Annotated in this window: 30 protein-coding genes and 2 tRNA genes; 8 read left to right on the top strand and 24 right to left on the bottom strand. The window is 56.3% G+C overall.

Going from position 1 to position 24,946, the window contains the following annotated elements; genetic code table 11:
- The first annotated feature begins 60 nt into the window (after positions 1–60).
- The 5 genes from fabD (FDP13_RS05065) (at position 61) to FDP13_RS05045 (ending at position 4,445) form a co-directional block, all read left to right on the top strand.
- Positions 61–1,959, top strand: a complete 1,899-nt coding sequence (gene fabD / locus FDP13_RS05065) for an ACP S-malonyltransferase (protein WP_143838906.1) — start codon at positions 61–63, stop codon at positions 1,957–1,959.
- A gap of 69 nt (positions 1,960–2,028) precedes the next feature.
- The gene (gene fabD, locus FDP13_RS05060; protein WP_143838905.1) at positions 2,029–3,162 is read left to right on the top strand and encodes an ACP S-malonyltransferase; all 1,134 of its coding nucleotides are present in this window, start codon (positions 2,029–2,031) and stop codon (positions 3,160–3,162) included.
- A 51-nt stretch (positions 3,163–3,213) separates the two neighbouring features.
- A complete protein-coding gene (locus FDP13_RS05055) occupies positions 3,214–3,933 on the top strand; it encodes a 4'-phosphopantetheinyl transferase (RefSeq protein WP_050516106.1) in 720 nt (239 codons plus the stop codon).
- A 343-nt stretch (positions 3,934–4,276) separates the two neighbouring features.
- Positions 4,277–4,350 (top strand) — tRNA-Cys (locus FDP13_RS05050).
- 8 nt (positions 4,351–4,358) lie between these two features.
- Positions 4,359–4,445, top strand: a tRNA-Leu gene (locus FDP13_RS05045).
- Positions 4,446–4,643: 198 nt separating this feature from the next.
- Here FDP13_RS05045 and FDP13_RS05040 read toward each other — a convergent pair.
- The 14 genes from FDP13_RS05040 to FDP13_RS04975 form a co-directional block, all read right to left on the bottom strand.
- Positions 4,644–4,862, bottom strand: a complete 219-nt coding sequence (locus FDP13_RS05040) for an ogr/Delta-like zinc finger family protein (protein ID WP_143838904.1) — start codon at positions 4,860–4,862, stop codon at positions 4,644–4,646.
- A 63-nt stretch (positions 4,863–4,925) separates the two neighbouring features.
- Complete coding sequence (locus FDP13_RS05035) at positions 4,926–6,035, bottom strand: phage late control D family protein (protein WP_143838903.1); 1,110 nt, start codon at positions 6,033–6,035, stop codon at positions 4,926–4,928.
- Positions 6,032–6,565, bottom strand: a complete 534-nt coding sequence (locus tag FDP13_RS05030) for a phage tail protein (protein ID WP_143838902.1) — start codon at positions 6,563–6,565, stop codon at positions 6,032–6,034. The genes FDP13_RS05035 and FDP13_RS05030 overlap by 4 nt, the downstream gene beginning before the upstream one ends.
- Positions 6,562–9,402, bottom strand: coding sequence for a phage tail tape measure protein (locus FDP13_RS05025; protein ID WP_143838901.1), 2,841 nt, complete (start codon positions 9,400–9,402; stop codon positions 6,562–6,564). The genes FDP13_RS05030 and FDP13_RS05025 overlap by 4 nt, the downstream gene beginning before the upstream one ends.
- On the bottom strand, positions 9,395–9,514 hold the full coding sequence (locus FDP13_RS05020; protein ID WP_199886303.1) for a GpE family phage tail protein: 120 nt from the start codon (positions 9,512–9,514) through the stop codon (positions 9,395–9,397). Before FDP13_RS05020 ends, FDP13_RS05025 begins: the two co-directional genes overlap by 8 nt.
- Before the next feature lie 14 nt (positions 9,515–9,528).
- Entirely contained in the window at positions 9,529–9,831 is a 303-nt protein-coding gene (locus tag FDP13_RS05015) for a phage tail assembly protein (RefSeq protein ID WP_143838899.1), read from the bottom strand.
- A 62-nt stretch (positions 9,832–9,893) separates the two neighbouring features.
- Positions 9,894–10,409, bottom strand: a complete 516-nt coding sequence (locus tag FDP13_RS05010) for a phage major tail tube protein (RefSeq protein ID WP_143838898.1) — start codon at positions 10,407–10,409, stop codon at positions 9,894–9,896.
- An 11-nt stretch (positions 10,410–10,420) separates the two neighbouring features.
- Complete coding sequence (locus FDP13_RS05005) at positions 10,421–11,593, bottom strand: phage tail sheath protein (protein ID WP_143838897.1); 1,173 nt, start codon at positions 11,591–11,593, stop codon at positions 10,421–10,423.
- A 93-nt stretch (positions 11,594–11,686) separates the two neighbouring features.
- Positions 11,687–12,310, bottom strand: a complete 624-nt coding sequence (locus FDP13_RS05000) for a tail fiber assembly protein (protein WP_143838896.1) — start codon at positions 12,308–12,310, stop codon at positions 11,687–11,689.
- Positions 12,310–13,449, bottom strand: coding sequence for a phage tail protein (locus tag FDP13_RS04995; RefSeq protein WP_143838895.1), 1,140 nt, complete (start codon positions 13,447–13,449; stop codon positions 12,310–12,312). The genes FDP13_RS05000 and FDP13_RS04995 overlap by 1 nt, the downstream gene beginning before the upstream one ends.
- Positions 13,446–14,057 carry a phage tail protein I gene (locus tag FDP13_RS04990; RefSeq protein WP_143838894.1) on the bottom strand — a complete coding sequence of 204 codons (612 nt, stop codon included), beginning with the start codon at positions 14,055–14,057 and terminating at the stop codon, positions 13,446–13,448. Before FDP13_RS04990 ends, FDP13_RS04995 begins: the two co-directional genes overlap by 4 nt.
- Positions 14,047–14,955, bottom strand: a complete 909-nt coding sequence (locus FDP13_RS04985) for a baseplate assembly protein (RefSeq protein WP_143838893.1) — start codon at positions 14,953–14,955, stop codon at positions 14,047–14,049. The genes FDP13_RS04990 and FDP13_RS04985 overlap by 11 nt, the downstream gene beginning before the upstream one ends.
- Complete coding sequence (locus tag FDP13_RS04980) at positions 14,952–15,302, bottom strand: GPW/gp25 family protein (RefSeq protein ID WP_143838892.1); 351 nt, start codon at positions 15,300–15,302, stop codon at positions 14,952–14,954. Before FDP13_RS04980 ends, FDP13_RS04985 begins: the two co-directional genes overlap by 4 nt.
- The gene (locus tag FDP13_RS04975; protein WP_143838891.1) at positions 15,299–15,832 is read right to left on the bottom strand and encodes a phage baseplate assembly protein V; all 534 of its coding nucleotides are present in this window, start codon (positions 15,830–15,832) and stop codon (positions 15,299–15,301) included. Before FDP13_RS04975 ends, FDP13_RS04980 begins: the two co-directional genes overlap by 4 nt.
- Positions 15,833–15,952: 120 nt before the next feature.
- Here FDP13_RS04975 and FDP13_RS04970 point away from each other — a divergent pair, with 120 nt between their 5' ends.
- Positions 15,953–16,663, top strand: coding sequence for a DUF6216 family protein (locus tag FDP13_RS04970; protein WP_143838890.1), 711 nt, complete (start codon positions 15,953–15,955; stop codon positions 16,661–16,663).
- Here the strand turns inward: FDP13_RS04970 and FDP13_RS04965 are convergent.
- The 10 genes from FDP13_RS04965 to FDP13_RS04925 all read right to left on the bottom strand — a co-directional run bounded on the left by FDP13_RS04965 (position 16,655) and on the right by FDP13_RS04925 (position 21,879).
- On the bottom strand, positions 16,655–17,098 hold the full coding sequence (locus tag FDP13_RS04965; protein ID WP_143838995.1) for a phage virion morphogenesis protein: 444 nt from the start codon (positions 17,096–17,098) through the stop codon (positions 16,655–16,657). The genes FDP13_RS04970 and FDP13_RS04965 overlap by 9 nt on opposite strands.
- Positions 17,091–17,522 (bottom strand): phage tail protein, encoded by a 432-nt coding sequence (locus FDP13_RS04960; RefSeq protein WP_143838889.1) that lies wholly within the window; start codon positions 17,520–17,522, stop codon positions 17,091–17,093. Before FDP13_RS04960 ends, FDP13_RS04965 begins: the two co-directional genes overlap by 8 nt.
- Positions 17,523–17,525: 3 nt before the next feature.
- Positions 17,526–17,699 carry a hypothetical protein gene (locus FDP13_RS21620; RefSeq protein ID WP_196808450.1) on the bottom strand — a complete coding sequence of 58 codons (174 nt, stop codon included), beginning with the start codon at positions 17,697–17,699 and terminating at the stop codon, positions 17,526–17,528.
- A 39-nt stretch (positions 17,700–17,738) separates the two neighbouring features.
- The gene (locus FDP13_RS04955) at positions 17,739–18,227 is read right to left on the bottom strand and encodes a glycoside hydrolase family 104 protein (RefSeq protein ID WP_027711612.1); all 489 of its coding nucleotides are present in this window, start codon (positions 18,225–18,227) and stop codon (positions 17,739–17,741) included.
- On the bottom strand, positions 18,220–18,516 hold the full coding sequence (locus FDP13_RS04950) for a phage holin family protein (protein ID WP_143838887.1): 297 nt from the start codon (positions 18,514–18,516) through the stop codon (positions 18,220–18,222). The genes FDP13_RS04955 and FDP13_RS04950 overlap by 8 nt, the downstream gene beginning before the upstream one ends.
- Positions 18,517–18,519: 3 nt before the next feature.
- Positions 18,520–18,723, bottom strand: a complete 204-nt coding sequence (locus FDP13_RS04945) for a tail protein X (RefSeq protein WP_143838885.1) — start codon at positions 18,721–18,723, stop codon at positions 18,520–18,522.
- Positions 18,723–19,187 carry a head completion/stabilization protein gene (locus FDP13_RS04940; RefSeq protein WP_143838883.1) on the bottom strand — a complete coding sequence of 155 codons (465 nt, stop codon included), beginning with the start codon at positions 19,185–19,187 and terminating at the stop codon, positions 18,723–18,725. The genes FDP13_RS04945 and FDP13_RS04940 overlap by 1 nt, the downstream gene beginning before the upstream one ends.
- 93 nt (positions 19,188–19,280) lie before the next feature.
- Complete coding sequence (gene gpM / locus FDP13_RS04935; protein WP_143838994.1) at positions 19,281–19,943, bottom strand: phage terminase small subunit; 663 nt, start codon at positions 19,941–19,943, stop codon at positions 19,281–19,283.
- Positions 19,944–19,945: 2 nt separating this feature from the next.
- On the bottom strand, positions 19,946–21,031 hold the full coding sequence (locus FDP13_RS04930; RefSeq protein WP_143838881.1) for a phage major capsid protein, P2 family: 1,086 nt from the start codon (positions 21,029–21,031) through the stop codon (positions 19,946–19,948).
- Positions 21,032–21,045: 14 nt separating this feature from the next.
- Complete coding sequence (locus FDP13_RS04925; protein WP_143838879.1) at positions 21,046–21,879, bottom strand: GPO family capsid scaffolding protein; 834 nt, start codon at positions 21,877–21,879, stop codon at positions 21,046–21,048.
- A gap of 150 nt (positions 21,880–22,029) precedes the next feature.
- On the opposite strand from FDP13_RS04925, the gene FDP13_RS04920 reads away from it, so the two are divergent.
- The gene (locus FDP13_RS04920; RefSeq protein ID WP_143838877.1) at positions 22,030–23,796 is read left to right on the top strand and encodes a terminase ATPase subunit family protein; all 1,767 of its coding nucleotides are present in this window, start codon (positions 22,030–22,032) and stop codon (positions 23,794–23,796) included.
- On the top strand, positions 23,797–24,828 hold the full coding sequence (locus tag FDP13_RS04915) for a phage portal protein (protein WP_143838875.1): 1,032 nt from the start codon (positions 23,797–23,799) through the stop codon (positions 24,826–24,828). It begins immediately after the preceding gene.
- Positions 24,829–24,946: the final 118 nt, after the last annotated feature.

The raw sequence follows: 24,946 nt of genomic DNA, 5'->3' as shown, positions 1-24,946 counted from the left end.
CTCGACGGTCTGACGGCGATGGCCTGACGGGCCTGACAGAATAGTACAGCGGGGAAACTTATGAAGACAGTCTATACCTTTCCAGGGCAGGGATCGCAATATCGTACGATGGGTTATGACCTATTTGAGCACTATCCGGATCTGGTCGAACAGGCAAATCAGGTGCTGGGTTATGACATCGCCAACCTGTGCGTGAAAGATCCTCAGCGGGTGTTAAATCAGACGCAGTATACCCAACCGGCATTGTACACCGTGAATGCGCTGAGCTATTTAGAGCGTAAGGCGCGTGGAATGACGCCGCCCGATTTTCTCGCCGGACACAGTCTGGGGGAATACAACGCGTTATTTGCTGCCGGTGCTTTTGACTTTGTCACCGGGCTTCGGCTGGTGCAAAAGCGTGGTCAGTTGATGAGCCAGGCTCCCAAGGGGGCTATGGTCGCATTGCTGGAGATTAATCTGGATGATATTGAGCGTATTCTGGCCGATAGCGGCTTTCAACATGTGGATATCGCCAATATTAACTCCCGGCGGCAGTGCATTATCTCGGGGAATTATGACGAAATCTTGTCGCCGACGCTGGAGCAGCGTTTTCTGGATGCCGGAGCCCGCTTTGTCCAATTGAACGTCAGTGCGGCGTTCCATTCTCGCTGTATGGTGGATATTGAGCGGGAGTTCGCCGATTTCTTGTCTACATTCACTTTTCATCCTTTGACTGTTCCTGTGATGTCGAATGTAACAGCCAGGGCTTATCCCTCGACGGGATATCAGACACTGTTGACCCGGCAAATTTCCAACCCGGTTCGCTGGTATGAGTCTATCTCCTGGTTGCTGGCGCAAGGTTATGATGATTTCACGGAAGTGGGCCCTGGTGATGTGTTGACGAAGCTCCATCAGCGTATTGTCGAAGACCCGATGCCGATCGGTGACGCGCGTTCAGCGCCTGTGGTCTCGCCGGCATCGAGACCGATTCAGAAGCCAGACGAGCCGATACCGGCAACACCGCACCCGTGCGTTTTCATGTATGCAGGCCAGGGTAGCCAGTATTACCAGATGGGGCGTGTTTTTTACCATAACGATGAGCACTTCCGGCAGACGATGGACAGCCTTTGTGACAAAGTCTATCAGCTGAGCGGTGTCAATCTGCTGGAAAAACTCTACGGAGAAGGCCATTCCGGCGAGGTGTTTGATGATATTCGTTACACGCATCCGGCACTGTTTTGTCTGGGCTATAGCCTGACTCAGATGTTGATTGCCCGTGGTATCCAGCCCTCGGCGGTGGTCGGCCATAGCTTGGGTGAGTACGTCGCCGCCGTTGTGGCCGGTATGCTGCGGCTGGATGATGCGCTTCAACTGGTTGTTGAACAGGCCCGATTGCTGGTTCAGTATGCGCCGCAGGGGGGACTGGTCGTGGTACTGGCCCCGACGCAGACGTTCTATAGCGACGCAGACATTTTTTCACGGTGTACGCTGGCTGGCGTGAATTTTGACAATAACTTCTTCATTTCCGGAGATAAAACAGCCATCACAGCAGCGAAACGGAAACTGTCTGATAAAGGCATCCTGTCTGTTGCGCTGCCGGTACGCTATGGCTTTCATTCGGATGAGATTGAAGCGATCAAACCGGAATATCAGCAACTACTGCGTCAGACACCGGTTTTTACTCCGACTATTCCCCTTTATTCATCCGTACTGGGGCGGGCTGTCGGTGAGTTATCACACGCTGAGGCTCAGGTTTACTTATGGCAAATAATTAGAAGTAAAGTCGATTTTTCTGCTCTCGTCAGTTCAACCTTTACCGTAATGAAGGACCCCTTTTTTATTGATGTATCGGCTACGGGGAGCTTGTCCAACTTTCTGAAGTATTCGAAAGGCATCGAATGTCGGCATGGCTATGTATTGAACCAGTTCGGTGACGGATTAAAATCGCTTGATTATCTGTTATCGCAATTGAATGCGTAACGGGGAGCTTGTTAATCAGGCAATTACGCAAAGAGAGCTAATAAAATCTATTCAAAGGAGTGAACCATCATGTCAATTCAGGTTTATATGTTCCCTGGACAAGGATCCCAAAGACGAGGAATGGGGGAGGGGTTATTTAGGCGATTTGCCGATTTAACCCGTATTGCCGACGATATCCTGGGTTATTCCATTGAAACACTCTGCCTTGATGATCCCGACGGCAATCTAAATCGGACGCAATATACCCAACCCGCAATCTATGTCGTTAATGCACTGTCTTATTTTATGACGCTGGAGGAAACCGGTACACGTCCGGATTTTGTTTTAGGCCATAGTTTAGGGGAGTTTAATGCACTACTGGCCGCCGAGTGTTTTGATTTTGCCACCGGCTTGAAGCTGGTGAAAAGACGCGGTGAACTGATGGGGCAGGCCGACGGCGGCGGTATGGCTGCGGTATTGGGAGCAAGCGAAGCACAGATTCGAGCGTTATTGCAAATCAAAAGATTGGAAAATATTGATTTAGCTAATTTTAATACGCCATCACAAATTGTGATCTCGGGACCTCGTAGCGATATTATGAACGCCGTAGATGCATTTGAAGAGAGTAATATCAGATGCGTCCCTTTAAATACCAGTGGTGCTTTTCACTCCAGATTGATGCAGGAGGCAATGGAGCAATTTGAAAAATACTTGCAGAGCTTTCAATTCTCGGCGTTGAAAATCCCGGTTATCGCCAATAAAACGGCGCGACCCTATCAAGAAGAGGCGCTATTAACTTGCCTTGCCCAACAAATTGCCAGCCCGGTACGTTGGACTGAAAGTATTCAATATCTGATGAGTCTGGGAGCGGTGACGTTTACGGAACTGGGGCAGGGTAACGTTGTCGGTGGGCTGGTCGAAAAAATAAAGGCGGAGACGACAGAGGCCGAACTACAGGCCATTCGGTCACACGCTGAGGCCAATGATGTGAAGGGGCGGGCGGAATCTACAAACCGGTCGATGCATAGCAGAGCATTAGCGGCAGCCCGGAAGGTGGAACAATGGAATAGTCGATTCCGGATCGGGCAAAAGGTTTACTCCAGTATTTTGAACACCGAGGTGGAAACCCGCACAGATGCCGTTTTGCTGTTTCAGCATCGTGCGGCGATCTATCTGAAAGGTTACAACGGTTATTTCGAACTGGATGAATTGAAGCCGGTATAAGGTGGATAGGCCGAGTGATAAACCAGGCATGACGGCAACAAGGATTGAACGATGTTTTTTCAGGAAAATCAGTCTGGTGATTGGTTTGATACCGACGTTGAACTTTATCATTGTATGTTTGCCAGGGAGCACTATCACGATGGCTTGTTCCAACTGTATCAGATAGAGAGCGCCGGGTATGTGAGTCGCGCCGTAGTCAAAAGGCGCGCCGAGTATTTGGCGGGCCGCTTCTGTGCCGTACAGGCGTTAAAAAAATGGGGGATTCATGTGCGGCATATCGGCCGAGGCGAGCATGGCGAGCCGCTCTGGCCGCAAGGCATGACCGGCTCGATTAGTCATTGCCATAACCGAGCGGTAGCGCTGGTTGGCCATGCCGCGGGGAGAATCGGTGTCGGCATTGATGTTGAAGATGAAATCAGCCATGAGGTGATTGGCAATGTATTGACTCAAACTCTTGATGAGCATGAAATTGACGTAATTTCTGTCAATCCGGCGTTGTATCAGGCGTGCTTTACCTTATTCTTTTCTCTCAAAGAAAGTTTTTTTAAGGCGGCTTACAGCCATGTCGGCCGCTATTTCGGTTTTGAAGCAATGTCAATATTCAAGATTGATTTTACCCATCAGAGCATGGATTTTGTCTTAAAAAAGACACTGAGTCCGCAGCTTGTCAAAGGTAAAATCTTACGCGGTTATTTTAGGGTATTACCTGAGCAGCAATATGTAACCATGGTTGATTTAATCGACGGCCACCCCGCAATATTCACCGAATGATGTACAGTGCTTAGTCAAACACCGAAAAAAATAAGCCGCTCAAGCATATGCAGCGGCAACGTCTATTGTGATACGGGAGGCCTTCCCAATGCTTGCGGGTCTTCCCGTTGTGGGGGATCGTATGTGAGAGGTGGGGGGAAAGGTGAGAAAGCGGTTAGTCATGCAGTCTCGGAGCTTATAATAAAAAATTGCATAAAGGGTCTTGCCATAGACCCAGAGTTAGTCCATAATGCCGTCCATCCTGTAAGGCAGGGCGCTAAAACGATTTGAAAACAAAGAGTTATGAGTCAAATTATCGTCTCTTAGCTTGTTGAAAATGAGTTTAGCAGTTGTTTTGAAGTAAGGCGCGTTGGCAGAGTGGCCATGCAGCGGATTGCAAATCCGTCCACCTCGGTTCGACTCCGGGACGCGCCTCCAAATTCTGAGCCCAGATGGTGGAATCGGTAGACACAAGGGATTTAAAATCCCTCGGCGTTCGCGCTGTGCGGGTTCAAGTCCCGCTCTGGGCACCATGTGCTAACGCCTTGATTAATAAGAAAATAAATAAAAGAACATGACCGCCACGAGGCGGTTTTTTTGTGCCTGTAATTTGGCAAGTGGCGGCAAAATGGCGGCAGAGTGGCGACAGCGTTTTTCTCATGTGTCCGTGATAGCTCTTTCTAAGCAGGAATAAGATTGCGGCCGGAAAAATCTTTATTCTTAAATTGTGATTAAAAATTCAGGACGGTTTGTCCGTTCGCTTTAGGGTGTTGTGGTACGGAGTTAATGCTGGCAGGAACGACGATTGAGCGTATAAACGTCTCCATCGTAATAAAGGTATGACCGCAATTAATATTAGTACACTGGTTATAGCGCTCTTTCGTATGCGATGTGACTTCATGACTTGATCTGGTGTGTGCTGCCTGGCCGCACAGTGGACATCTCATCATAGTGGTTATCCTCTTTGCTTTATTCACAATATTCTATTTAAAGTTCACAATTTTGAATAGAGGTTATTGCATATCCAATTCGTCAATCTTCACTTCCAATTCCAGAGACGTGATAAATCCCCGGTCATTCAGTGAATGCGTGACCGTTGTGATCGTCCAGTCTGCCATGTCTATTTCCTGCTTAAAGCCGCTAACTTTGACCGGCAACTCCGGGAATAGGTCTTCACGACCATGTGCCAGATCGATAGAGAAACTGGCCGTTCCTCGCTGCAATCTCTCCCAATGCATCTTAGCTGCACGCTCAGCGTTAGCTTTGTTGGCATAGGTCCGACTGAGTACCAGCACGTTTTCGTCAGTGCCGATCAGGTATTCACCCTGCTTTGCCTCCGGCTCTTTTTTCTTTTTCGTTGACGTCCGACGTCGCCGACGACGGCGCTTCACTTTAACTTCCTGTTTTTTCTTCGGCTCTTTGGTATGCAGCCAATTGGCGACTACGCCGGTATAAGCACCGCGATCCGCCAGGGTAAAACGATGACTGTCGCCGTCTTCACGGGTAATAATCGCTGCCGGCAGTGGCTTCCCGCTGGCCGTTTTCCCCTGGCCCTGACGCAGGAACAGCAACCGCCCATCCTTTACGGCCGCGATAGCGCCGTGGTCTTTCGCCAGTCGCACCAGGAATGAACAGTCTGACTCATTGGTCTGGTCGATATGATCAACCTTCTGGGCGGCGGTGACTTCATCCAGTGCAGCAGTCAGCTTGTGCCGGCCGGCAATCTCCCGCACGATGGCGCCGACGGTGGTCTGATGCCACGACTTTTCCCGCTTGATGTTCAGCGTCTGCCGAAAGTCCGCGCTTCTCGCCCGAACCGTCAGCCGATCCGGCGCGCCGCTGTGCTCGATTTCATCCACCACAAAGGTGCCTTTTTTCGTCAGTGCATAGCCTTTCCAGCCGAGGAAAACGGTAATTTGGGCGCCACGGCGCGGCAGCATCAGTTGCCCGTCGGCGTCGTCCAGTTCTAAATCCAACTGGTCGGCCTCAAAGCCTCTGTTATCGGTGATGGTCAGTGACATTAACCGCTTATCCAGCGTTTCGGTCACATCCTTGCCGCTGATGGTGATACGGTAATCCGGCGTGGACTCCCGGCCGGTGCTCATCTGGCCCAGCAGGCTCATGAAAACACCCCTTTCACGGCGTCAACAGCCTGACCGGCAGCGGTGGTCACCTTGTCAGCGTAGCCGGTCACGCTGTCTTTCAGTGAAGTCCACTGTTCCGACAGGCTACCGGTCACCGCCCCAAAATCCCCGTCTACCCGTTTTAGGGTGATGGTGAACTCAATGCGCCGGGCGCTGCCATTGAAAAAAAACAGGGTGCGGGTTTCGCTCAGGCTCTCGATCACATACATGCCGTAAATCGTGCCGGTGCCTTCGATCAGCGACCATGCTTTACCGCTCTCCGCCATCTTCTCCAGCATCAGCAGTGACAGCCGGCCGCCGGTGATTTCCGGCAGCAGCACACCCTGCAGCGTCAGCGTGTCACTGTCCGGCCCGATAAACTGCCAGGCCGGCCGCTGACCGATACGGCTGTTAGTGACATGCCGCCAGTTACGTTGCCGCTGCAGCTCCTGATACGGCACGGTTTGCAGGCCAAACACGAACAGGCCCAGCGCCATCATGACGCTGACACTCAAGTTAATATTGATCATCCGATCCCCCCTTGGTCGCTGTAATTGCTGCGTGATTTCGCTCTGGCCCGGCGTTCCCGTTCATCCAGTTGCCGGGCGACCTCGCGGGCGATATCCGTCGCGTTCTGGCCCGGCTGGGTGTAAATCGCAATAGGTGCGTTAACGGTAATCGGTGCGGCCGGAGCCAACTGCCCGGCAGAGCGCGCCTGTCCGGCACTGCTGTACTGACTGGCTGGCAGGCTGAACGGGTGCAGCGGCTGGGCCAGCACTGGCGAAGCGGCAGCACCCAGCACGGCCGCCGCCAGCGCCGCCGTGTGGCGGCGGCTGGTGATACGCGCCGGACCGTTGACAATCTCCGGGCCGTTCTCCCCGACGATGCCGAATTGCCCGCGCGGGATAACCCCGCCACTGTCATACATGCCCGCAAAGGGGCTGTAGACCGGCGGTGCGCCCCACGGGGTCGCGTTGGTTGGATTCACCGGAGCGGTCGCCGCGGCTTTGGCATCCTGGGCTTTCTGGATCACATCGGCGGATGGCAGCTTGTCCGACTCAGTTTTGACGACACCCAATTTCTCCAGCAGCCACGACACCCCGGATTTCAGTGAGTCCAGCGGGTGCATGGCCTTGCTCAGCCCGTCGGCCAAGAACTCCCCGAATTTACGCCCCATCGCGGCGGCGTTATCCAGTTCGGCAGCGGACCACTTCACCGGCTCCAGCAGGTCGGTAAACCATTTCCACAGCGCCTGGACTTTATCACCCACCCATGTAAACACCGGTTTTAGCGGCTCAAACGCCGCTACAATCGGGCCGGCGGCCGCTGTGAAACCGCCTACCACGCCGCCCAGGAATGCCTTGATCGGCTCCCAATGTTGGTAAATCGCTACCCCGACAGCAACAACCGCCGCCATAAACAACGCAACGGGGCTAAGCAACGTTCCCAAGATACCGCCGACAAACATCAACGCCGTGCGCAGCAGAGCAAACGGCGAGGCCACCAGCCACAGCAGCAGACGCCCCACGCCACTAAACACAGAGCCGACGCTACCGAACAGACCGACAAAACGCGCCACGGCGCCGCCCAGAGTGGGTAGTTTCAAACCGAGCATACCCAGACTCATTCGCAGCAACGACAGCGGCCCCATCACTGAGGCTATCGCAACAAACAGGATGCCGATCGCGGTGGCGGCAATGGCAAACCCGGCCGCAGATTTAAACAGGCTGCTGACCAGTACTGGGTGGGCTTTCACAAAGTCGTTGAGCTTTCCGGCCAATTCGCCCAGTCCGTCAATCAACTGTTTCAGGTCTGGGGCGACGGTGGCGCCAATGCTTGCCATTGCGTTGGTAAATGAACCAGTAGCCGCATCCCATTTATTGCCCAGCGTCTGCAACTGCGCGTCTACGCGCTCACGCAGGGATGCCTGCTGTTCCAGCTTGGCCTGGGTTTCCCGGTAGCCGTCCAGACCTTTGGTGATCATGATGTTCAGCGCTTGCAGGGTTTCTGCATCATCACCAAATATGTCTTTCAGCACCTTCAGCCGGGTTTCCGTGTTCAGTTTCTGCAACTGCCCCAACTGGGCGTACATTTTTTCCAGCCCGCCGAACTCGCCTTTACCGTTGGTGAAATCGAACTTAATTTTGATTTTTTTATCTTTCAGGTCGTCGTTCACATCCTTGATTTTGTCAGTCTTCATTGCTGCCTGAAAAATCTTGCGGTAGGCGTTCCCAGCGGCACCGCCCTCCATCGACGCCTGATCGGCCATGACCAGCAGGGGGGCAAAAATCTTTGCGGCTTCTATCCCGTCTTTCTTGATAATGGACATAGCGCTGCCAATCTTAGCAAACCCGCCCAGCATGTTGGTCGGGTCCACACCGGCGTAAAACCCTTTCTGGATGATGTCCATCAGCGGCATCATGTCTTTTTCTACCGTACCAGTTGCATCCTGCATTTTAGCGGCAAATTCGGCGGCCTCGGTGGGCGCCATTTTCAACTGCACGCCGAGGTAAGCCGCTGCCTCGCCGGTGCCACCGAGAATACTTTGCGCGGACAGCCCCTGACGGCGCAGCATGGTCATCATGTTCTGAAAATCCGCCGTCGTGCCGGGCAACCGGTCGCCCAGCGACACGGCCAACTGATTGATTTTCTCAAACTCCGCCGACACCTTGGCGCCCGGCCCCATCATGGAGCCGGCCAGTTGCGTTGCCGCGTCTTCTGAATCGGCATACGCCTTAATCGGCGCAATCATCGGGGCCGCCGTGGCGACACCCGTCGCTATCATCGTGCCGCCGGTGCCGGCCAGCTTGTTGCGGGTGTCCAGCGTCTTTTCTCGCCGCGCCTTGATGGCGTTCAACTTTTGCTGCCGCTCGCCCAACTGCTTCAGCGCCTGCTGCTGACGTTGCAGGGCATCGGTCACCGACTGTGCTTCGCTGCGCAGTTGCCGCTGTGCGTCGCTCAATTTTTTGGTGTCGATACCGGAGGCGCTCAGCGCCTCACGCTGCCGCTGCACGGATACGCGCAGGCCGTTGTATTTATCCTGCAGCTCGTTAACCCGGTCTTTGGCGTGTTGCAGCAGACGCGCCTGCTGGGCGGTGGGGCGCTCGGTGGCGGCAAATTGGGTTGCCAGGCGGGCCGCTTCCTCGCGGGCGCTTTTCAGGCTGTTACTGACCACGGCAGCCTGGGCGCTGGCTTTACGAAAGCCATCAATACGGGCGGCCTGCGTGTCCAGCGCTTTCAGGCGCGCCTGACTTTCTTTGATGGCAGCGGATAGCCCTTTGCTACCCGCCTGTGCCTGACGCAGCGGGCGGGTGAGTTTATCCACTGCGTCGAGGACCACCTGCAGACGCAGGCTGCTGTTACTCATCACCGGCTCCGCTTCTCAAAATGGCCTTATGACGCCACGTCAGCACCTCGGTTAACGACATATCCGCGGTGACCGCAGGCGACCAGTGAAACACAGTGGCGATATCCGCCACCAAATCCTCTATTGTCAGCTCGCCGGGGAATCCTGCCGGGCCGACTTCGGCAACAAAAAAGTGACCACCTCGACAGACAGCGCCACCAGATCGGCCGGGTCCAGCTCCAGCACCTCGGCAGCCGTCAGCGCCGGAGCGGTGACGCGGGGTAACACCACCATGACGGCGTTAACGTCCAGCTCCATCAGTGCCTGCAGACGCACGCCGCGCAGCGCGCCGGACGTAGGCTTGCGGATGGTAATGACATCGATCGCCACCTCACCGCGTTTCAGCGGGCTATCGAGCGTGACGGTCTTTTCAGTGTTCAGTTCCTGCATGGGGTTCTCCGGTAAAAAATGTCAGTGGCCGGCACAGACGAAACCGCCTGTGCTGCAGCGCATTACAGCCCGATGGCGGATCGGTGTTCGGCTAGCCGGTCTTCACCACCGATGTTTTCAATCATGTTGAGAATGTCGATCTCGGCCAGCACGTCGCCGTTGATGGTCAGCTTGTAGTAAGTGCAGACCGTAGAAATTTTGGTGGTGGTCTTTTCGCCCTGCTTGGCTTCGCCGCTGTCGACTTCCTTATGGCGGCCGCGCAGCACAATTTCCATCGCTTGTACCTCGCCGGTGTCGTCACGCTGGATAGCGCCGGTAAACCGTAGTTGCACGCCATCGGCTTTTGCCGTGCCTAACTGCTTGAAAATCAGCGGCTCCCAGCCGCCAATCTGCCATTCACATTCCAGGGCGCCATCGTCCAGCCCCATATCGATATCGACCGTGCCGGACATGCCGCCGCCCCGGAACTTCTCCAGCTTGCGGGTCAGTTTGGGTGGCGTGAATGACTCGACCACCCCCATAAAGTTGTTACCGTCGTTGAACAGGTTCAGGTATTTCAGTGTGCGTGGTAATGCCATGTTTCAGCCCCTTAGCCGCTCACCTGGCCGGTGAAGTCCATCAGGTAGGTGTCGGTGATGCGCTGGCGTAACAGCAGGTTTTCCAGCGGCGGCACCGGCGTGTAGTTGTAGTCAATGGCGAGCTTGCCCGCTTTCAGCGTGTCTTTGCTGTTCACGCTCTCATCAATCCAGCAGTCACCGCCCAGCAGGTAGCCCTGTGCAGCCAGCTCGCGCAGCTTGGCGCGGATGCCTTCAATAATGTCGCGGGCCAATGAGGGGGTGAGCGGCTTATCGACCGCCCACATGTGCGCGTCGGCCATCGTATCGGCCAGCACCTGCGCCGTGCGGGTGTAGGATTCAAAGGCGAACAGCGGATCATCTGAACAGGTGCGACTGCCCCAGAAGCGAAAGCCATCTTTGCGGATTAAGGTGGTCACGGCGTTCTGGTTCAACAACCCCGCATCCGTGGCCGGGTCTTGCAAATCCCAGAACACGTCCGCTGACAGGCCGGTGACGCCGTTCACGCCGACGTTAGACAAGGTTTTATGCCAGCCGGTTTGTTCGTCAATCTTGGCGCGCAGACCGAGTGCGCGGGCGGTCGCCCAGGCGGTCGCTTCGGCATCGGCGGCGGTATCCCAGGCCACAAAGTCCGGCCAGATCACCATCAGCTCACGCTGACTAAAATTGCCCCGGTAGGCGATGGCGTCCGCCACCGTTTTGCAGCCGTAGGCGCTGACGTACGCGAAGGCGCGCAGGCTCTGGGCAAGGCTCGCCAGCTCGACCGCTACCGCCTTATTATCATGACCCGGCACACCGAGAATGCGCGGCTTTACGCCCAACTGAGCCTGCGCGGCCAGCAGGGCTTTCATGCCGGTTTTCTTGCCGTCGGCGGTGACACCGCCAATGATATTTGACGTGGTTTCCGCTTCGCTCTCACCCTGCGGCACGCGCACTACCACGGTAACCGGCTTGGCCTGATCGGCGATGGCATCCAGCGAACTCGCCAGCGTGCCGGATTCGCCCGCTTTACCGCTGGCCGTTAGCACATCGGTGATCAGCACCGGCTTATTGAGGGGAAAGGTTGCCGCGTCGGCATCGTCGGCGGTACAGACCAGCCCGACAATGGCCGTGGATACGGTTGTGATAGTGCGCGTGCCGTCGTTAATTTCGGTGACACGCACACCGTGATGATAGTCAGTTGCCATAGCAGCCTCCGTAATTGGGTGCCTGCTATGGTGTAATGCCTGACACAACCGCGCATTCATTACGCCTTGTGTCAGCAATGGCACAAGGCGGGGTTATTTTTCCGGGGGCGTGGGCCAGTCGATATCCGGCGCGGCGGCGGTATCGATGCGGCTTAATTGCACCAGGTAGGTTTGCCAGTCGGTCAATGCGTCTTTCTCCTCGCGGGTCGCCATCCCCAGTGTTGCCGCGTAGTTCAGCTCATTGATGCGGGCGACAGCCGCCGCTTTACGGTCTGCCAGCGCTTGCGCCGCTACCACGACCGCAGCCGCCTGTTGTGCGGCGACATCGGTAACCCACTCACCACCGTTCCATACATCAAACGCCGTCACCGGAGCCAGCAACGTTAACCCAGCCGGCAACGCGCCGATATCCGGTACTGTCTGCGCCTGTCCGGTAGTTATGCTGTATGCTGTTTTGCCGCGCAGGTCTGGCACATGCTCCCATGTCGTACCGTCCGCCGTTCTGCACAATGCCTGGCCCGTATCAGGCAGCTCGGGCGCGTCGGCGTAACTGTCGGCAGGCAGGCCAGTGCCGATCATTAAATATTCATAACTGGCGCCGGTATACTCGCGTGTTAGCGCGTCAACATGATAGACCGTCAGCCAGCCCGCACGTTCAGCCAGCCCGTTTTTGCCTAATGCGGCGTGTTGTACAGCAACAGAATATTTCTCGCTCATTATGCGGCTCTCACAATGTAGTTAAAGGCGACGCTACGGGGTCGAACAGAGATCCAGTTTGGTGGCGTAACGCCGGTCTGAAATGCAGCAAATGACGATGTACCCACTACGGCATTATCCGCCGCCGCCGTGTTACTCAGATTGTTACCATTCGGCGCATAAATGGCCGACGCTGGATAGATGGATTTGGTAGAGCCATCAGCCTCGGCATACGCCAGTCCGTTTAAAACACTGGAATCGTCTAAATCGGTTCCGGCGTAGTCGATCATTGCGGTGCGTAGTAATGTCGCACGCTGTGCTGATAGCAGCGCGCGCCCGCTGTCTACTCCGCGTCCGTCATCCCAGCCGCGGATAAACTCACCACGTAAATCCGGCAGCACACCAGACGGATAAGCCGTCGCCAGTTTCGGATAGAGGCTTTTGTCGAAAGCCTGACCGTTGCACTTTAGCCAGCCGCCCGGCGCGACGGCCAGCGGCCACGGTAGTGGAATCCCCACCACCTCGGCGACATCCAGCTTCGCTTTCATGGTCGCGGCAACATCAGCGGATACCGCATACTGAGGGTGTGGATTTGCCGCCGCCAGATGCGCAGTCAGCATGTTATCGGTGTAAGCTTTCACTTCAATTTTTGCGCTGCCCGTCTGGGCGTCAGTGTAGGCTTTGCCCTCGGCAGTTTTACCATCAGCATAGGCCCGCGTCGCCAGCACCACCGACGGGTCGATTTTCAGCGTTACCGCGTCGGTACTACTGACAATCAAGATCATGCGCACCGTCTGCACCCGGCCGGAGCCTTCCTGTAGCTGCGGCTTGTAGGTTTCCGGGCAGTTGGCGACGGCAATCAGATTGCCGCTGGCATCATATAAACCGATTTCGCGTATCCACCAACCGCCTTCATCTTCTGGGATCACCTGTTCGGCAATAATCTGGTTGGTGTTGGCCGGGTCAACGCTCAGAGAATTGAGCGGCGCCCGGCGCCGCTCGTTTGCCAGTTTGGTTTGTGACGGGTCAGGCGTTGGTAAGGTGCCGCCGCCATCCCCCAGCGCCATTTGTGTAATCGGCAGTTGCCGCCCGAGCGCGGTGGCGTTTGCCAGCAGAGCCGCCCCGGTGTTAGTCAGGATCGCATAGTACTTGGTTGTCATGCGCGTACGCTCACGTTGTCAGAAAGATGCACCGCCACACCGTGCACATCGGCGCCGGTGGTGGTAATGGTTTCGGGGAAATAGGGGTAAACGGTCAGCGCATCGCCGCTGTACTGCCCGACGCTGACCGGCAGCGCGCCCAGACTGTCGAGGTGGATAGCCAGCCCCAGCAAGTGGCGACTTACCGGCTTGGCGTCGGCGATCAGCCGCTCCAGTTCCAGATAGGTTTCCTCAGCAATGCCGGCATCCTGCACGCCGATATCTAGCCGGAAGGTGCCGGGTGTGCCGCCGGTCTGCCACCACTCGGTAATGCGGATCAGATAGCCGAACGGTTCTACCACCCGGCGCAGTGCTGACAGCGTGCCTTTATGGCGATGGATAAAAAACGCATCCTTAATGACCTGGCGTTTCACCGACTCCGGCCAGCGCTCATCCCAGCGGTCAACCGAAAATGCCCACGCCAGATACGGCAGAAACGACGCCGGGCAGGTGTCGGGGTTCCATACCTGACGGATAGGCACCGACAGTGCACTGATATCACCGCAAGCCGCCGCCAGACGGCGCTCAAGCGCAGATGACCCCGGCGGTAACAGGCTGTTATTCATCATTGCCCCCGATGGTGACCTGATGACCGGTGCAGTAGGCCGCCTGGGTATCGTCCAGCACCACGTCCGCCGCCGGGGAATCCAGCTCCACCCGCTGTACGCCTTCCACATGCAGCGCAGCATAGAGCGCAGAGCGGCGAATATCGCGCCCCAGCCGCCGCTGGGTGCCAATGTAGGCGATTAACTTGACTTCTGCCGCCTGGCGTATCGGTTCAGCCTCCGGGCCGGGGTAGAGATACAGTCGCGCGGTGACCGCATAGGGAACCACGCGGGCCGACTGCACGGTGACCCGATCCGCCACCGGTCGCACCGACTCATCATTAAGCGCCGCCGCGACAGCGACCAACAAATCATCCGGGGCGGTGCCGTCCCCCTCGCGTGACAGCACGGTTACCGTAACCGCTGCCGGTGACGGGCTGATCGCCGTCGCATCTGCCACCCGGCCGTCGGCACTCAGGGCATGGAACCCATAGGCTCCGGTCGGTCCGGCGACGCTTAGCCCTTCAAACGCGGCCGGGATGCGCTGCCGCAAGTCGTCGTCACTCTCCAATACCGCCTCTACCGGTGGCACCGCCGTTTCATCCGCCGGGGTGACTGTCAGGCGGTTAACGTTGTAATTGGCGGCCAACTGGTCAAGATCGCTACCCAGCGCATACGCCACCATGCACGCCTGCGCCGCTTCGTTAATACGCTGCAATAGCAATATTTCCCGGTAAGCGTTTTCCTGCAGCAGCTTGACCACTGGCTCTGATTCCAACGCCAGCGTGGCGGCTACCGCGTCGCGCTCATCGGCCGGAAACAACGCCAGATAGGCCGCCTTGCGGGCAGCCAGTACGGTTTCAAAATCCGGCACCGTGACGATGGCCGGCGCGGGCAGTTGCGACATGTCGATCACACTCATGCATCACTCCCCAGAGAAACAGACAGCGCAGCTGACTGGCCGCTGACCAGTTCGCCGGTCAGGTCCGCCACCATGCGGCCATCCAGCGCGGTGGTCAGATCAATCGCGGTCAGTTGCAAACGCGGTTCCCAGCGGTGCAGCGCGCCGTAAATGGCGGCCATCACCTGTAACCGGGTGGCAGCGTTCTGTGGCTGATCCAGCAATTCGGGCAGCAACGAACCGTATTCACGGCGCGCCAGACGCGAGCCGAGCGGGGTTAGCAGGATGTCACGGATTGATTGCCGCAAGTGGGCCATCTCGCTGATCCGCCCGCCGGTCTGCTGATTCATCCCCAGATAGCGCATCAGACTGGCCCCCCGGTATTGCTGCCGCCGCCCTGTACGCCGCTGTGCTGGTGGGTATGCACCACTACGCCGTTTGACGACAGGTTGCCGCCCTGATGGGTGACCGTGCCGTTGATGGTCACGGCAGCATTCAGCGTCAGTGTGTCCGCGTTCAGCACCACGCTTTTTACGCCGTCAATCAGCAACCGGCCGCTGTCTGGTTCGTACTCAAAGCGGGCGCCGTCAGGGAACACCGTCACCAGCGCATCATCCGAGGTGGACGGCGGCGGGTTGTCATTGGAGAAAATAGCGGGCAGCACAAAGGCGGTAGTCAGTTCGCCGCCGATAGCCAGCAGCAACACCTGTTCCCCTGGTGAGGGCTTCCACCAGGTGCGGGCACGCCCGGCGCGGGTAGTCAGCCAGTTCAGCCAGCCGGTTTGTAGCTCGCCCGTTTGAACCCGGCACAGCCAGTTATCCGGGTCAACGTCGATAACGACGCCGACCCGGATCAGGTTCAGCAACAGGCGCATGATTTCGGTAGTTTGTGCGTTCATGGGGAAAGAATCCCATGAGATAATTTTGATAACTAACAGTTGGTTTTGTATGGATAATCAAACAAAAATCACGCTACCATTGTTATTTTTCAGTTGGTTACTTTTCAGCTTTGGAAAATTATGGATACGATAAAACAGGTAAATGAGATTGTAGGTGCTCCATTGTGGGGGGTGCTATTTCCTATCGTTGTTTATTTTTTTAGATTTTTAATTAAAAAATTTAATTCAGTACCCAAAGAGAAAGAGAGTTTGCTGCTCATTGATGGATTGAAGCCTTGGATGTTAGGGTTTGGTTATTCATTCTCGGCAATAAAGGCATATAGAGCTAATAATAAAATAGATTATTTCTCTGCTGTAATATTCACTGCGGTTTTTATTGTCTTTCTAGTGTCACTTGCTACCTTTGTAAATCAGCATGCCTTGAAGGTACCAAGCGGTTGGGCAGATTTATATTATGATAATGGAGGTAAGAGAGAGATGATTCTGTTATCTCAAGAGAAAGCAAAAAATGTGTATGGCGATAGGAAGTGGGAACTTGATGTGTCAGAATGCAAAAAAAATAATATCGAACTATCAAATGAATTTCATATATCAAAAGAACTTATTGAGATTATTTGTAATGTCATTGGTCATAAGGAATATTCTGATGAAATTTCAAGTAAAATTGAAGAAACTAAGTTTTTTAAAATCGGGCTGTATATTTCTTGTTTTTCATTATTATTTATTTTTACATACGTGATAATTGATATGTGGGTTAGTCTTTATATTAGAGATAAAATTTTAAAACACCATGAAAAGGAGAAGGCTAAAGCCTACGAATATTTAACGTAAAAGCATTGTTAACTTAGCTAATAAATCGTTAGATACAGTACTATCCATCCCCAACAACTGCCGCGCCGGGTATTTCACCACGGCGCCGCGCTCGCGCACTTTATCCCGCAGGCCATAATGATGCACCCGTGCCATGCGCTGGACATTACCGGTAAAACCGATCTCGGCCACGTTGGCCGTGGCTGTCGCTTTTAGGTATTTAGCGGTGCGTAGTTTACGGAACATCTGCCGCCGGATGCGGCCGGGTTTCTCGCGTGGTGACACCCGGCGCGGTTCAAATGCGCTGCCGTCCGGGTTCTGTTGCAGGCGAATGTGGTCTTGTTGGCGTTTGCGTAAGTCGCGTGCTACTTCACGCAATAGGGTTTTGCGTTCTGCCGGGGTGAGCTTTGCCAGTAAGGCCGCCAGCCACCCCTCAACGTGTTGAAAGTCATCCACGGCGTTCTGCCCAGTAGTCATCCGGTTCAACGGGTTCTGGCAGGGCTTCGACTACCTGATGACCGTTATCGGCTCGCACCTGAATGCGCTCTGTTAGTTTAAGGTTGATGCTGATGTCACAAGCGGTATGGTTGAGAATATCGACTTCAAAGGTAAAGCCTTTTTCCCGGTTCTCCGGGTTTGCCATGATATCGGGCTGGTTATCTCTCAGCCAGCTCAGGATAGGGGCCATCAGCAGATTCGGATCTCCGGCGTAATCCGTCACGATGACATTCAGGGTGTAGCGATATTCCCAGGAGAGTGAAGGGGCCAGTGTACTGACCACTGCGCCCTCATCCACAAATAAGTGCAGGCACTCCGGGTTTTCCCGTAGATGGATCACGGCGTTTGTCAGAGCATTACGGAGTGACTGCGGTTTTTTCATCGGTTATTTCCACGTATCCGGCAACGCCGCACCCAGTAGCCCAGCAGCCGTGACACCTGCAGAGATAACCAGCGCCTGGGTGTCGGCACCCAGTTGTACGCCAAACACCCCAGCCACTACCATAATGATACCGCGCCAGGTGGAAGGTTCTTTCAGTCTTTCAAGTAGATAGTTCATAACGACCTCATGTTGTTGTCTGTGATAGGTGTGAGAGGTTTACGCCAGCTTTCCGCCTGATTGCTGGTACACCACCAGCAGACGATCAAGGGCGTGTTCGCGCTGGCCGTAACCCGCGCCGGGCAACGATGCCCAGATGTTATTGCAGGCGACGATCGCGCAGGCGATACGCCCGGCCAGTACGTCATCAAGCGCCCGGCGCTCACGGATAAGCTGAATCGCCAGCGTATCCTGTGATGCCGGGCTGAAATCCGGCAGGCGTAACAGCTTTTTGTACGTGGGCCAGTAGCGGTACAACTGCTGGTAACGCCCGGCGGCGGTGGAGCGCTGGCCCTGTTTGTTAAACACTTTCGCCGGCCGGCCACTGGCGAACGGATGATCGCGGTAGTCGGTAAAAACCTCCGGCTTGCCGTCTGAACCGGTCACAATCACGTCGTAGCCCCGGTTACGGGTCAGCGGGTGGTTGGCTGTTCCTTCCGAAAACGCCAGCATGTCCAGGAACCCCTGTAGGTTAGGGTGATTATTCATTGCGACCCGCCTTATCGCTCAGTTGCCTGGCACGCCGCTGGATCAGCAGTTCGATGGTTTGGTAACCCGCAATGCCCAACGCCGCACCGATGCCGTTAATAGCGAGCGGCGACAGGTCGGGAAACTGCACCAGCGCTACCCCGGCCACCGTAGAGACAAAGCCGCCGAGCAAAACACGGCCGAGAAACAGCCGCACGGTGATCGGCTCACCGCCTGCCAGTACCTTGCCGACGGCAATCAGCATGCCGATGATGAACAGGGTCACAATACTTTTATCGGTTTCATTCATATGTCAGTCCCAGAGTTGAAGAGTTTCCGTCGTGGCGGACGGCTCCACGTCCGGCAGTTCGACCAGCAACCCGTGCGGCAGGATCGGGCCGATATCAGCCAGACCGGGATTCACCGCCAATACCTGCTCGGTCAATCCCGCCGTGCGGCCGTAGTGACGCCAGCACAGCGCGTCTACGGTGTCGTGTTGCTGCGCCCGCACCTGCATTAAATCAGCTCCACAATCACATGCGGCTGCGATTGCAGACGGCTCAATGCCCAGCGAACATCCCGCCACAGGTCATCAATCGCAGGCTCCAGCGCGTCGGCACGCTTGTTACCGGCGCCGGTGGCGTCATAGTCGCGGTAACGCTCGGCCAGATTGGCTCGCGCCCAACACCACACCGCGCGGCGGTAGAGGTGCAGGCGTTCCGGCTCGCCGTCCAGTTGCTCACCGGGCACGTCGGCCAGCGTGGTATACCCGGCAGCCAGCTGGCGTTGTCGCCAGTCGAACAGCTCCGCATTAACTTCAGAAATGGCGGTCAGTACCGCCTGCCGCAGCCGGGGCGGGGTCACCGTGCCATCGGTGCGCATCGCATCGCGGAAGTGGCCCACGTCCAGATCGGGCCAGAAGGCGGTGTTTTTAATCAGGTCCGGCAGCGAGGGCGCGGACTCAGGGGCAATAAAGCTCATGGCATCCTCGGAATGGGTGGGCGGTGGACGGGGTTTTGACGCGGCTTAAAACCTGTCGCCACCCCGTGCCGCCCGGTGCGTGGGCACGTTAGGTTATCCGCCGTTTCCGGCGTTGCGCAGTTGTCGCTCCAACTGCTCGATATCTTTTTTCACGCCACACCGTTGATCCAGCTCCAGCGCCCGCCGCAGGTTATCCAGCGCCGGCACCGGGCAATCGGCCAGCCGCTGCGCGTACCCCAGCGATTTATGCAGTCGCGCGCGGGACTGGTCCGGCATATCGTCGTCAGCCGTCAGCTCCAGCGCCGCCTGCAACAACCCGGCATCGAACGGCTGACGGGCCAGAAACGCCCGTATCGCGGCGTCGGCGAACTCTTCCGCCACGGTACAGGCAGTGGTCCGGTTGTAACGCTTGGGCATCACCCAGCCGTGGCGCAGCACATGACGGGCAATCGTCAGCGCCCCGTCATAGTCGCCCGCATCAATGCGCCAGACCATCACATGCATCAGCACATCGTCCTGATGCGTGCCGTCAGCGGCGATCACGCCCGCCACCCACGGCGCATAGGCCGGCAACAATTGGCGTTTTAGCTCGGCCTTTTTCTCCTGAGACTGAATGCGCTTGAGGCGCATCTGGTCCTCGGTGAGTTGCATCAACATGCGGTCATAGCCGGACAGTGGCCGCGCCGTACCGCCCGAGTGGGCGGCCTGTTGCCCCTGAATAAACCGGGTGTGACGCTGGAACGGGTTGAGCACCATCATTACGCCCCGGCGTTGGGGTTATCAGCAGCAGCCGGGGCGGCAGCGCTCTCGGCAAACTCACCCAGCGTGATGTTTTCCACCAGACAAGCGCAGCCGTATTCTTCCACCACATAGGCTTCATTGACCGACTCAAAATCTTCTACGCGGTCGCGCTTCGGGTTATCAATGACCGCGCGGCGGCGGGTGCCGTCCTGCCAGTAGATAGAGAGGTTGTCCAGTCGGGTGATCAGCAGCGCATTGGCCGGGAAGAACGGCACGCGGACTGCTTGCAAACCACCCATGCGCTTCTGACTGATGATCAGGTCTGCAGCCAGCTTCTCGCTGTTTTCCTGCTCTTTGTTCACCAGCGGGAAATACTTGTCAGCCAGCAACTGACGGCCACAAATAACGACCAGCTCGGTGTCGTCCTGGTACTGCACGGCGATTTTTTCATTCACCGCCGCCATCACCAGCGCGTCGAGGTTGTCAAAGTCGCCACCCTTGCCGACCCGGATTTTCTTAGAAATCTCCTGACCGTCGTCGTCCACGATATTGCCGATGACATGCGCCGGGGCTTCCTGACGGATTTTTTCAAGCCAGCCGATGTTGACATCCTGCAACAGCGGGTATTTCACGCGATCAGAGTTTTTCTCACGTTTCACGCCGTTCCAGCCGATCATGATGCGGTCCAGCGCCTGACGCTGCACAATCGCGTTGCGAATGCGGGTTTGAAAATCCTGAAACTTGGCCCACAGGTCGATTTTGCTATACGGCAAGGCGGTATCGAAATTGGTCTGGGTACATTTGTAGCCACTGCCGTCGATATACGTCGGATCGGTCGGCTCGCGCTCTTTCTGGGTCGTGTCGGTCGTCCCGGCCACGGTTTGGCCGATGCCCAGCCCCAGCACTTCGCCGGACTGCTCATCCACCGGCACGATGTTGATCATGGTCAGGAATGCGGACGACTCCTGGATCTTGTCTTCCAGCGTCTGGCTGACGGACGGCTCAACGGTAAATTTGGTGCCGACATCTTCCACCGGGACGTTGTTCAAGGCGGCCAGTTGCGTCAGGTAGGCGTTATATTTAAAGCGGGTGTCTTTCTTCATGGGGTGGAAAATCCTTAGCAATCGGTGAGAACGGTCGCGGTATCTGCGCCGCCGGTGGACAGCGGGCGAAATGCCGGGTTACGGTCCTGCTGGCCTAACGTCTCTTTCAGGCTCGCCAGCTCGGTTTTATGCGCCTGCAGGTCGGTTTCCAGTGCCGTCAGTCGGGCCAGTTGCACATCGTGTCGCTGCACCTGGCCGGCCAGCGTTTGCTGCTCCTGTGCCACCAGCTCTACCGCCTGATGCACATCACCGAATCGCGCATCGTCCGAGGTCTGTTTTTTGGCGAACAGCGCAGAGATGCGGCCGAACAGAGACGGCTTGTTGTCATCGAGATCAAACACCAGCGGGGTTTCTTCGGCGGCGGTAAACAGGTTGCCCGGTGCCTGTTTGCGGGCGGCCAGCGGATTTTGCTTTGCGCCAGAGCTAAAGGTCAGCATTTCAGTACCCAGGCTGGCCGGGTCATCGGTAACCGCCAGGCCGACCAGATACGCTGCGCCGGTGTCGGCAAAATCAGGGTTGACCTCCATCGACGTGAACAGCTTTTGCCACTTCTTGGTCAGGGCGATCAGATCATCGGTCGGGGCGAGGTAGGCATACAGCGCCAGCTTACCGCTCAGTAAGCCGTCCTGAATCTCTTCGGTTTCCAGCGCCTCAATTTTGCCATACCGGCGAAACGGGCTATCCGGGGTATAGCCTTTGATGTGCTCCATGTTGATCAGCGCGGTATAGACCGCCGGGTCATAGTTGGCGGCCATCTGCTCCAGCCAGGCACGATCAATCGTGCGGCCGTCAGTGGTGGCCCCTTCCACGCCAATCCGGAATCGACGTGCGTTTGCTTTCGCTGCCATTGTTCAGGCTCCAGTTCATCATCAGGACAATCAGAGAACCTTTAGGGTGCGGCGTCAGTAGGGGCCGAGACAACGCGGCGGCATTGTGCGCCAGACAGCACAATGGGCAAGAGCGGCAGGGCAGGCGGGTCAGGCCGTAGTCTTGCGGGCATGGAAACGACAGCGCAACACACCGACCTCGATCCCCGCCGTCAGGCGATGTTTTTATGGTTTCAGGGATTACGCATCGCCCGCATTGCCGAAATGCTGGGGGAGAAACCTGCGACCGTTCATAGTTGGAAGAAGCGCGACAAGTGGGGTGACTACGGCCCGCTTGACCAGATGCAGCTCACCACAGCGGCGCGCTATTGCCAGCTCATCATGAAGCCGGTCAAAGAGGGGAAAGACTTTAAGGAAATCGACCTACTGGCCCGACAGGCCGAACGACACGCCCGCATCGGTAAATATAACAACGGCGGTAACGAGGCCGATCTAAACCCAAAGGTAGCGAACCGCAACAACGGCCCGCGCAAGCCGCCGGAAAAAAACGTCTTCACCGACGAACAGATAGAGAAACTGGTCGATGTGTTCCATCACGGCATGTTCGACTATCAGCGGCACTGGTGGGAAGCCGGCAATAAATACACAGTTCGCAACCTGCTGAAATCCCGCCAAATCGGCGCGACCTACTTTTTTGCCCGCGAGGCGCTGATCGACGCGCTAACTACCGGCCGCAACCAGATCTTTCTGTCAGCCAGCAAGGCGCAGGCGCACGTGTTCAAGCAATACATCATTGAATTTGCGCGCGAGGTGGACGTCGAACTGAAAGGCGACCCAATGACGTTGCCCAATGGCGCCACCCTGTATTTTCTCGGCACCAACGCCCGCACGGCGCAGAGCTATCACGGCAACCTGTATCTTGACGAATACTTTTGGATCCCCAAGTTTCAGGAATTGCAAAAGGTGGCGTCGGGGATGGCGTTACATAAACAGTGGCGACAAACCTACTTTTCCACGCCGCCCAGCCTGACCCACAGTGCCTATCCGTTCTGGTCCGGGGCGCAGTTTAACCGGGGTCGCGCCAAGGCTGACCGTATCGACATTGACCTGACACATGCCCACTTGTCCCCCGGCGTGCTGTGCCCGGATGGGCAATACCGGCAGATAGTCACGGTAGAAGACGCCGTACGCGGCGGCTGTAACCTGTTCGACCTGGATCAACTGCGCCTGCGCTATAGCCCGGCCGACTACCAAAACCTGCTGATGTGCGAGTTTATCGACGACCTGGCATCGGTGTTTCCACTCGCGGATATGCAGGCGTGTATGGTGGACAGTTGGGAGGTATGGGATGACTTCCAGCCGCTGCTGATCCGGCCGTTCGGGCATTACCCGGTATGGATTGGTTACGACCCGGCCAAAGGCACCCAAAACGGCGACAGCGCCGGGTGTGTGGTTCTGGCTCCGCCGCGGGCACCGGGCGGCAAGTTCCGCATTCTGGAGCGACACCAGTGGCGGGGGATGGACTTCCGCGCCCAGGCGGACGCCATCAGAAAACTGACCGAACAGTACAACGTGACCTACATCGGTATCGATTCGACCGGCGTCGGTCACGGCGTCTATCAGAACGTGAAACAGTTTTTCCCGGCGGCCCGTGAGTTCGTTTACAACCCGATCGTCAAAAACGCCCTGGTTTTGAAAGCCTATGATGTAATCAGTCATCGCCGGCTGGAGTTCGACGCCGGCCACACCGATATCGCCCAATCTTTTATGTCCATCCGCAAGGCTATGACCGCCAGCGGCAGCCACCCGACGTATGAGGCGAGCCGCAGCGAGGAGGCCAGTCACGCCGACCTGGCCTGGGCCACCATGCACGCACTTCACAACGAACCGCTGGAAGGCGAGAACGCCAACAGCCATAACATCGTAGAGATTTTTTAAATGAAAAAACGCCGCAAACTACAACCACCCGCTACGCTCACCGCCGCCCCGGCAGGCGTGGAAGCCTTTTCATTTGGCGACCCAATCCCGGTACTCGACCGGCGCGAGTTGCTGGACTATATCGAATGCGTGCGCACCGATCGCTGGTACGAACCGCCAATCAGCTTTGAAGGTCTGGCCCGGACGTTCCGGGCGGCAGTACACCACAGCTCGCCGATTTTCGTGAAGCGCAATATTCTGACCAGCACCTTTATCCCCCACCCGCTGTTAAGCCAACAGGCGTTCAGCCGGTTTGTGCAGGATTATCTGGTGTTCGGCAATGCGTACCTGGAGAAACGTACCAACCGCCTCGGCGGCCTGCTGTCGCTACAACCAACGCTGGCGAAATACACCCGGCGCGGGCTGGATTTGGACACCTACTGGTTTGCCCGCTACGGCTACAACAGCCAACCGTATCAATTTGAACCGCGCAGCGTGTTTCACCTGATGGAGCCTGACCTGGGGCAAGAAATTTATGGTCTGCCGGAATACTTGTCCGCCATTCCGTCGGCACTGCTGAACGAGTCCGCCACGTTGTTCCGGCGTAAGTATTACCTGAACGGCAGTCACGCCGGTTTTATCCTGTACATGAGCGACGGCCAGCAGAATCAGGAAGACGTGAACAACATCCGCCAGGCGATGAAAAGCGCCAAGGGGCCGGGCAACTTTCGCAACCTGTTTCTGTATTCGCCGAACGGCAAGCCGGATTCGGTGAAGGTGATCCCTGTGTCCGAAGTGGCGGCCAAAGATGAGTTCCTGAACATCAAGAACGTCAGCCGCGATGACATGCTGGCCGCGCACCGTATACCGCCGCAGATGATGGGGATTATCCCGAACAACGTCGGCGGTTTCGGTGATGTAGGCAAAGCCAGTAAAGTTTTCGTGCGCAATGAACTGATGCCGCTGCAACGCCAGATATTGGCGTTAAACGAATGGGTGGGAATAGATGTAATCCGTTTTGAATCGTATCAACTTGGTGTTGAAGAAACGTAATTCACTTTTAGTAACATCATGTGATAAAAAACCGCCATAGTGGTAACACCGTTCACTTAAGGTGTTTTGAGTGAACGGGATACTGGGTTTTTGAGATCCGAACGGCCCTCGCTTTGGG

Origin of the sequence: Dickeya sp. ws52 (assembly GCF_007210685.1) — a bacterium.
Taxonomy (GTDB): Bacteria; Pseudomonadota; Gammaproteobacteria; order Enterobacterales; family Enterobacteriaceae; genus Dickeya; species Dickeya chrysanthemi.
This window is presented reverse-complemented; position numbering and strand designations above follow the sequence as displayed.